At 64.4% G+C, this 8,285-nt stretch carries 7 protein-coding genes and 1 pseudogene; 3 read left to right on the top strand and 5 right to left on the bottom strand.

Annotation, left to right across the window (positions count from 1 at the left end; all coding sequences use genetic code 11):
- On the bottom strand, nt 1-1,805 hold a 1,805-nt coding region (locus H7290_RS02575; RefSeq protein WP_290512451.1), incomplete at its 3' end, for an ABC transporter permease.
- Nucleotides 1,806-2,338: 533 nt separating this feature from the next.
- Between H7290_RS02575 and H7290_RS02570 the strand changes: the two genes are divergently transcribed.
- The 3 genes from H7290_RS02570 (at nt 2,339) to H7290_RS02560 (ending at nt 4,792) form a co-directional block, all read left to right on the top strand.
- Complete coding sequence (locus tag H7290_RS02570) at nt 2,339-2,947, top strand: TetR/AcrR family transcriptional regulator (RefSeq protein ID WP_290512450.1); 609 nt, start codon at nt 2,339-2,341, stop codon at nt 2,945-2,947.
- A gap of 105 nt (nt 2,948-3,052) precedes the next feature.
- Entirely contained in the window at nt 3,053-4,012 is a 960-nt protein-coding gene (locus H7290_RS02565; protein WP_290512449.1) for an alpha/beta hydrolase, read from the top strand.
- Nucleotides 4,013-4,450: 438 nt separating this feature from the next.
- Entirely contained in the window at nt 4,451-4,792 is a 342-nt protein-coding gene (locus tag H7290_RS02560; RefSeq protein WP_290512448.1) for a hypothetical protein, read from the top strand.
- A gap of 417 nt (nt 4,793-5,209) precedes the next feature.
- Here H7290_RS02560 and H7290_RS02555 read toward each other — a convergent pair whose 3' ends face one another.
- The 4 genes and pseudogenes from H7290_RS02555 to H7290_RS02545 form a co-directional block, all read right to left on the bottom strand.
- Nucleotides 5,210-5,875, bottom strand: a complete 666-nt coding sequence (locus tag H7290_RS02555) for a zinc-binding dehydrogenase (RefSeq protein ID WP_290512447.1) — start codon at nt 5,873-5,875, stop codon at nt 5,210-5,212.
- Nucleotides 5,876-5,908: 33 nt separating this feature from the next.
- A pseudogene (locus tag H7290_RS21245) lies at nt 5,909-6,256 on the bottom strand (alcohol dehydrogenase catalytic domain-containing protein); the annotation flags it as partial.
- Nucleotides 6,257-6,422: 166 nt separating this feature from the next.
- Nucleotides 6,423-7,901: a 2-oxo acid dehydrogenase subunit E2 gene (locus H7290_RS02550; RefSeq protein ID WP_290512446.1), complete on the bottom strand. Its 1,479-nt coding sequence runs from the start codon at nt 7,899-7,901 to the stop codon at nt 6,423-6,425.
- Nucleotides 7,843-8,285: transketolase C-terminal domain-containing protein (locus H7290_RS02545; RefSeq protein WP_290512445.1), on the bottom strand; the 443-nt coding region annotated here is incomplete at its 5' end. The genes H7290_RS02545 and H7290_RS02550, both read right to left, overlap by 59 nt.

The raw sequence follows: 8,285 nt of genomic DNA, 5'->3' as shown, positions 1-8,285 counted from the left end.
TCCAGGACGGTCGACAGGACACCGCCGCCCGCGAGCACGCCGCCGACTAGCGCACCCGAGACGCTGGTGATGCCGCCCATGTACGCAAGGGCCAACCAGGTGAGTCCCACAAAGACGTCGAAGGAGCCGAAGGAAACAGTGGTCTGCAGGTAGGCGATCATCACGCCTCCGATCGCTGCCACCGCCGACGCGATGCCGAACGCGAGCAGCTTGGTGGCGGCCACGTTGATGCCGATGGACGCCGCAGCTGCCTCGTTCGCTCGCAGGCTGAGGAAACGGAGCCCGGTGATGCCGATCCGCAGGTTGGTCACGGCCAGGCAGAGCAGGACCAATACGATGATGAGGAAGACCCCGAAGACGGGCCGAGGGAACTCACCCTGAGCGCGCACGCCCAGGTCCAACCCGAACAGGTTGGGGTTAGGGACCTTGCTGCCGAGCAGTCCGCCAGTGAAAGACGGGTTCTTGAACAGAAACTCTTGGACCGCGATCCCGCCGGCCAGCGTGACCACCGCCAGTTGGACACCACGCACACGTAGGGCGGGAAGTCCGACGAGCACGCCCACGGCCGTGGCCAGCGCGACGGCGAGGATCGGAGACAACGGGAACGGGATACCGAACTGGTCTGCGAACTTGCTCAGACCGAAGCCCGCGGTGCCTGCCATCGCAGCTTGAGCGAACGAGATCTGGCCCACGAAGCCAGTCAGTACGACAATCGACAACATGATGATGGTGATGACCATCGAGTTCATCAGAGCCAGCACCAGACCGGAGCTGAGTGTGAATAGCAGGACAAGCAACACGATTGGCCCGGCGATCGAGGTGATTAGCCGAGCAGTAGGACTTGCGGCCCGGGAGATGGGTAGTCGCGCCGAGCTGAATCCTCGGGCCGGCAGCCGGCGTCCACCGATCACCAGGACCGCGATGATGACCAGGAAGGGCAACCCTTGAGAGGCACCGGTCTTGGCGAACTCCGGGTACCAGCCGAAAGTCTGTAGATCGAGGATCCCCGACTGCGCCGCTCCGATGAGCAGACCCGCGACTGCGGTGATCGAGAACGACGTGAGCCGCCCGATCAACGCCGCACCGAGGGCAGGGACGATCAGCAGCGTCATCGTGATGGCGTCTACACCCGAGATCGGGACGAGCACGATTCCCGCGACGCAGGCGAGTGCGCTGGCGAGAGCCCAGTTCACGGCGGCAAGGCGATAGGGGTTGTAGCCCAGGATCATCGCCCCCCGTTCGTTGCCCGCTGAAGCGCGAGTAGCGAGCCCGAACCTGGTGAAGCGATAGACCAACGTCAGCACAATGGCGATGACGATTGTCAGGCCGGTGAGGAAGAACCTGTCGGTCGGGACGAAGTAAGTGCCGATGGACACTGACCCGGTCGGGAAGACCGGCGCGGTCGAGGTGTTGTTCGAACCGAACTGCAGGACCGCCGTGGCCTGCAAGCTCAGCAGCAGGCCAACGCTTGCCACAACGTTGGCCAGCATCGGGGCGGCACGAAGCGGCCGAAAGATCAGGTAGTACGAGAGCAGGCCCATGAGTAGCCCGACGACAAGGGTGTACACGATCGACACGACCAGTGAGGCGCTGTCTCCTATGCCGATCGAGAACGGCACGAACGGGAAGACTAGTTGCCCGGAATCGCGAATCTGGATGAACGTGTAGGCACCGAACATCGCGAAGGCGCCGTGAGCGAAGTTGATGACTCCCGACCCGCGGTAGGTGAGTACGAGGCCGAGGGCGATCAGCGCGTAGGCGGCTCCCGCAGCCAAGCCGAGAATCAGGATGATGACATGGTTCATGCGTCACCTCTCGTCATATAAATTCCTCGCACGAATTTGCTGTCAGAGGACACGCCGTTAGGCGAAACGGTGCCGGGCAGCGTCTTTGAAACGTTCTCCGACTGGAGAGCGGTCATCGCGGAACTCCAGACGTGACAGTGGGGTCCGACAGTCCGACAGTCCGACAGTCCGACCGTTCGGTCGGCGCCCCCGAGTATTGATCAAACAGAAATGAATGTCAAGTAACTCGGCGTGACATTACAGGAGTCAAAGTAAAGATCGACTAGCAGTGGTGATACGGAGATTTTGCATGAGACCTGCGGTCTTGCGCCAGGGACTGAACGCGAGAGGTCGGCGTCGGCGTTGGCGTCCGACTGGCCGGCCGATGGTGTAGTTTGGGTTTGCCTGATTCACGTGAGGTCCCCGTGGCGCTAGCAGTCTGATTGAACTTTATATCGTCTGTAGATACGAGCAGGCGGTACTTTCGATGAGAGGTGCAGAAAGTCGCTAAATCGAAGCCCCTCCCATCGGTGCAGGGACGCAAGCAACAAATCGTGGTCCAAGCGGCCGAGCTGTTCAACACGTACGGGTACCACGTCGCGTCGATGGAGGACATCGCTGCCGCCGTAGGAGTGGCCAAGCCGACGCTCTACCACTACTTCAAGAGCAAGAGCGACATTCTTTATGCGATCCACGATGAGTTCATCGATCTGATCATCGCCGAACACGACGCGCGCGTGGCGGCGCAACCGCATCTTCCTGCGGATCAGTGTCTGCTCGGCATAATGCAGGACATCCTGCATCTCATGCGGACGCACCGAGGGCACGTTCGTGTCTTCTTCGAGTGCCATCGTAGTTTGCGGGTCGACCAGCAGCTGGCCATCCGGGCCAAACGTGACGCCTACGCAGGCACGGTCATCAGACTGCTTGAGCAGGGCAACACTGAAGGTAAGTTCTCCTGTGATCCCGAGATCGTGACTCTCGCACTGTTCGGGATCTGCAATTGGGCCTACCAGTGGTACGACGCAAGCGGTGAGTTGTCGACCGCTGATCTCGCAGAGGAGTTCTGGCAGATCCTGCTGAGGGGTATCGCCGCCGCGCCAGGAGCCAGCACAGTCGTCACAATGCGGTTCCCAGGCACGCTGACCCGACCGGGACCCTAGTTGGACCAATCCCACGAACCTGAGCTGTCGGTGACGCCCCTTCAAGTCACCCGCTCGATCCAGCTATTCAGCCATGATTCTGAGAGTGTTTGAGAGGCCAGGCGTATGCCCATCATGGACCGGCTCGACCCGGAGCTCGCCGAAGTCGTTCTGCAGCTCCCTGTGCTGGATCTGACTGATCTTCCGGCCGCGCGTGAGGCGTTGGGGGAGTTCTATGCGCAGATCAACCGAGCCGGTATGAGTCCCTTGGTATCTTCGGCGGACCACATGGCGCCGGGTGCGCCGGGCCAGCCGGATGTGATGGTCCGGTTGTTCCGGCCGAAGGACGCCGAGGGGGTAGTGCCGTGTCTGTACTGGATCCAGGGCGGCGGGTATGTCCTGACGGCACCGGACCTGGATGATCAGTTCTGCGCCGACATCGCGGAACGACACAAGTGCGCAGTGGTATCGGTGAACTGGCGACGCGCCCCGGAGGCTCCCTTCCCGGCTCCCGCCGAGGACTGCTACGCCGGACTAGCCTGGACGATCCGCAACGCCTTAGACCTGGGCATCGACCCTTCACGCGTGGTCGTGGGCGGGGCGAGCTCGGGCGGTGGGTCGGCTGCTGGTCTCGCCTTGCTCGTACGTGACCGAGGTGAGCTCTCGATCGCCCACCAACTGTTGATCTACCCGATGCTGGACGACACGAACTCCACCCCGGCCAGCCACATGGTTACGGACCCGCAGGTGTGGAACCGCACGAGCAACGAGATCGGTTGGCGTAGTTACCTCGGCGAGGCCTACGGCACCGATGACGTATCCCCGTACGCTGCTCCGACCCGGATGCAGGATCTGTCCGAGTTGGCCCCCGCCACCGTCCTGACTGGCGAGCTTGACCTCTTTGTCGACGAGGACGTCCTTTACGCGCTCCGCCTGATGCAGGCCGGGGTCCCTACGGAACTGCACGTCTATCGCGCCGCGCATCACGGGTTCGACCGGATGGTCCCCAACGCCGAGGTGGCGCGACGGTTCATGGCCGACCGCGATGCCGCTCTGCGGCATGCCTTCACCGCAACGCAGTCGTAGCGGCCAAACACGGAAGTCGGGTGCTGGTCGCGATCGCGACCGACCGGGTGACCCGCCTCACCGACCTACATCGAGCCGGACGGCTCACTTACGAGCTCGTTACGTTGCGGCGCTGTGGACTGATCATCGTCGATCTACGCCGATCCCGGGACTATGTCTACTACTCCGGGCGGCTTGGGGTTTCGGGCACCCGGCCTGGGATCTCGAACCGGATTGATCGGCAGTGGTTGGCATCGTCCCGTTTCGCACGCGCCTATTCTGGTTTGTGCAACGGTGCTCCAGGACGGAGGCGAAGCCGTGTCGAGTTCAGCCGTTGCAGTCGTGGCGACGTTCCGGGGTGTGGCTCCCGCTGAGATCGTCCACGCCGATCGAGGCTGGCGCCTAGTGCTCGAGAGCGCGGTGCCGCGGAAGTAGCTGTGTCGCCAAGTCCATTGCCGTTTGGTCAAACCGCTGAGCAACAGGTTCGTGATCGCCGATCAGGGCCGCCCGAAGGGCGGCTCGGAGGTCGACACGGTTGAGGTCCGGAACCTCGGCAGCAAGACTGCCCACCGATTCCGGATCGAAGTCGTGGCCCATCAACGCATAGACGCTGCCAAGAACAGCACGGACCCGGTCGAGGTCTCCCCCGACTATGACGACCATGCTGAACATCCATGCATTGCGGTTTACCCGCTGGGCAGTCCCGACCACCTTGACTCGACCGCCGACGTTCACGCTGTGATTCCCGGGACAGAACTCACCCGGGACCGCGCCAGGGCGGGCGTCCACACCGAATGCTGACAACGTCGATGCGATACGGCGGCCGTATGTTTCGAAGCGTCCGCTGTGTGCTGCGACATCCCCTCGTTCCCGTCGGATGATGTCGATCACGAGCGACTCCACGCCGCAGGCGACAGCGCGGCCGCCCACGACACGAACTGCAGGAGCGAACCCGCTGCCTTCTGCCACACGGACAGCCTCTTCGAATGCGGGATTGTTGCGCTCACTGGTACTGAAAACGATGGCGTTACGCCTGGGTTGGTACATCCGGATCGCGTGATCGAAGACTCCCTGGCCGGCCTGGACTAGAAGTGCGTGGGACGCGGCCAATTCGATCGCCGGGCCACCGTCGACAGGTTCTTCGAAGACGAGCATTGCTGACACCCCTAGACGCTCAAGCAACTACCGCAGGCTCGTCAACCATGAGCGCGCGGTCGATCACGACCCTGGACCTACCACGACCTTGATCGAGCTCTCGCCGTCGAGCTGGTCGTCGAACGCGGCACCTAGTTCGTCCAGCGGCCGTCGGTGGGTGATCAGCGACGCCATGTCGACCCGCCCAGTGGCGATCAGTTCGAATGCGTTCTTCACATCGGCGACCGTGTAAGCGAAGCTGCCACATAGCCGCAGTTCCTTCTGCACGACCGTATTGATATCGATCTCGACCGGGCGACTGAACAGTCCGACGAACACCACGCTTCCGCCTGCCTTGGTGGCACGCAGGACCGCCGGTAGCAGCCCAACGGCGCCGGCGCATTCGATCACCACGTCCACGTCGGATGCTTCCTGGAACGGCGAGACGGTCGCGTGGGTCAGTGCAATCAACTCATCGGTGAGATTACCGTTGCTGCCATCCACGGTGGCCGAAGCTCCTGACTCGAGTGCTCGCTGCAGCCGCATCGTCGAACGGTCCACCGCGATGATCCCGGTGACACCTTGAGCCCGCAGCACCTGCACCACGCACTGACCGATGGCGCCCAAGCCGACCACTGCGACTGTCTGACCGGCGGTCGCGCCGCTGAGGGCGACCGCGCGCATCCCTACCGATAGTGGTTCCAGTAGGCACGCTTCCTCGAGTGTCACTCCCTCGGGGATGGCGAACACACGTCGGCCCACCTCGACGTCGTGGATGAGGATCTGCTCGGCGAAGGCCGTGCCTCCGCTGGCGGATGCGTCGGCGCAGAGATTAGTCCGCCCGGACAGGCATTGGGCGCACTGACCGCACGGCACGAACGGATTCACGGTCACGGCGTCGCCGAGGGCGAGCCCGTCGACCCCGGGGCCGATCGCGCGCACTCGGCCGGCGAACTCGTGGCCCATTCCCATGCCGTCGGAGATCCAGGCGCCTTCGGTGTAGGAATGCAGGTCGGACCCGCATATCCCACATACTGCGACGTCGAGCACGATGTCGCCCTGGCCAGCGACCGGGTCCGGCACGTCCTCTATAACGAGTGTGCGAATCCCTCGGTAGATACCGGCACGCATGTTTGACCTCCTACAGGACTAGAACGCGATGTTGTCGGGCGGCGCGTGACATCAGTCCGGGTGAACGATGCATCGGACCCGACGCCTTGGTCTCGACGGTCGGCTCGGTGGAAACCGCCCCCGTCGTGGAATCTGTCCCCACGACGGAGACGGTGTCTGTGTTGAGTCAGCTGAGCACCAGACGCAGGGGGCGTGACAGCAGGTCGTCGAGGGTCCGCAGGAACTCGGCGGCGGGCGCGCCGTCTACCGCGCGATGGTCGAACGTCAGGCTGAGGGTGACCTCGTGGGTGCGTTCAGGTCGCTCGCCCTCCCAGCGCACTCCGTCGCGCATCTGCCCCACGCCGAGGATCCCGACGTTGCCGAGATTGATCACTGGGGTAAAGAAGTCGACACCATAGGTGCCCAGCGACGTGACTGCGAAGGTCCCTCCCTCGAGCTGGTCCAGGGTGAGCTTGCCGCTGCGAGCGACGGTCGCCAGCCGGCGCGTCTCCTCAGTGATCTCCAGCAGGCTGAGCTGGTCGGCGAAGCGGATCACCGGGACGTAGAGCCCGTCCGGAACCGCCACCGCGAGGCCGACGTGGATGTCGCGCAGATGGCGGACCTCGCCGTCCGCGATGCTGGCATTCATCCCCGGATGAGTGACCAGCGCTTGCGCGACGGCCATGACGACGAAGTCGTTGATGCTCGGCACCAAGTCCCCATCCCGGCTCTCAGCCTTGAGCTGGGCCCGGAGTGCCACAACCGCGTCGAGAGCGACGTGGTAGCCATGGGTCAGCTGGGCAGACTCCTGCAGGCTGGCATGCATGCGGCTGGCGATGGCCCCGCGCATACCGGTGAGCGGTACAACCTTGGTGACCGCGTTCTGTCCAAACTTCGTCGGTGTCGAGCTAACCACTGCAATCTCACGATCGACCTGTGGATCGAAGGCGGCCAGGACATCGGCGCGCACGACGCTGCCGCCCGGTCCGGTACCGACGATGGTGGCGACCTCGACGCCCAGGCTGCGGGCGAGTTTGCGCAGAGGCGGCCTCAGGTCCATCGCGGTGACCCCACCGGCGGCGGCTGTGGAAATCACGGGGATGGATGCGGCAACGACGGGCGCCGGCTTCGCGGCGCCCTCCTCGACGTCCTCGGACACGATCCGGCCGCCGGGCCCGGTCCCGTGGACCGTGGTCAGGTCGATCTCGAGGTCGGCGGCGACCCGCTTGGCATTCGGCGAGGCCAGTAGGCGCCCGCCGGCCAAAGCCTTGGGGGCGGGCGGTGCGGCATCGGGCTCCGCGACCTCCAGCGGGGCGGGGGTGGGACCGTCGGTGGCCACGGGTGTGGCGCCCCCGTCCGGGACGGTCTCGCCCGGCTCGAGCAGCCAGGCGAGCAGCGCGCCGGGCGCCAGTGTGACTCCGGTGTCGATGGCGGCGTGGAACGAGCCCGCAGCCTCGGCCTCGATGTCGACGTCGACCTTGTCGGTCGCCACCGTTATGATCGGGTCGCCGACGGCAATCACCGTTCCGTTGCCGACCAGGACCTCGAGGATGGTGCCCTCGGTCATGGTCAGTCCAAGTTTGGGCAGCAGGACCTCGGTGGCCACCTTAGACCCGGGCCAGCAGGGCGTGGGCGCCGGACGCGATCCGGGCGGCGTCCGGGACATAGGCCGACTCGAGTACCGGCGAGAACGGCACGGGGGAGAATGGTGCACCCAGGCGCATCACGGGGGCGTCGAGGTAGTCGAAGGCCTCCTCCTGGATCTGCGAGGAGATCTCAGCGCCGATCCCGGCGAAAGTGACCGCCTCGTGCACGATCAGCACCCTGTTGGTGCGCTTGACCGAAGCCACGACCGCGGCCGTATCGAAGGGCTGAACGGTGCGCGGGTCGATGACCTCCGCCGAGATGCCGTCCGCGGCCAGGGTGTCGGCCGCCTTCTGGGCCTCCAGTGCCATCCGGCCGATCGCCACGATGGTGATGTCGCCACCCTCGCGCAGCGTCTTGGCCTGGCCGAGCGGGATCGCATAGATCTCCTCGGGCACGGGCCCCT

The organism is Aeromicrobium sp., from assembly GCF_014378035.1.
Classification (GTDB): domain Bacteria; phylum Actinomycetota; class Actinomycetes; order Propionibacteriales; family Nocardioidaceae; genus Aeromicrobium.
Note: the sequence above shows the minus strand (reverse complement) of the source record. Positions and strands in the feature narration are given on the sequence as shown.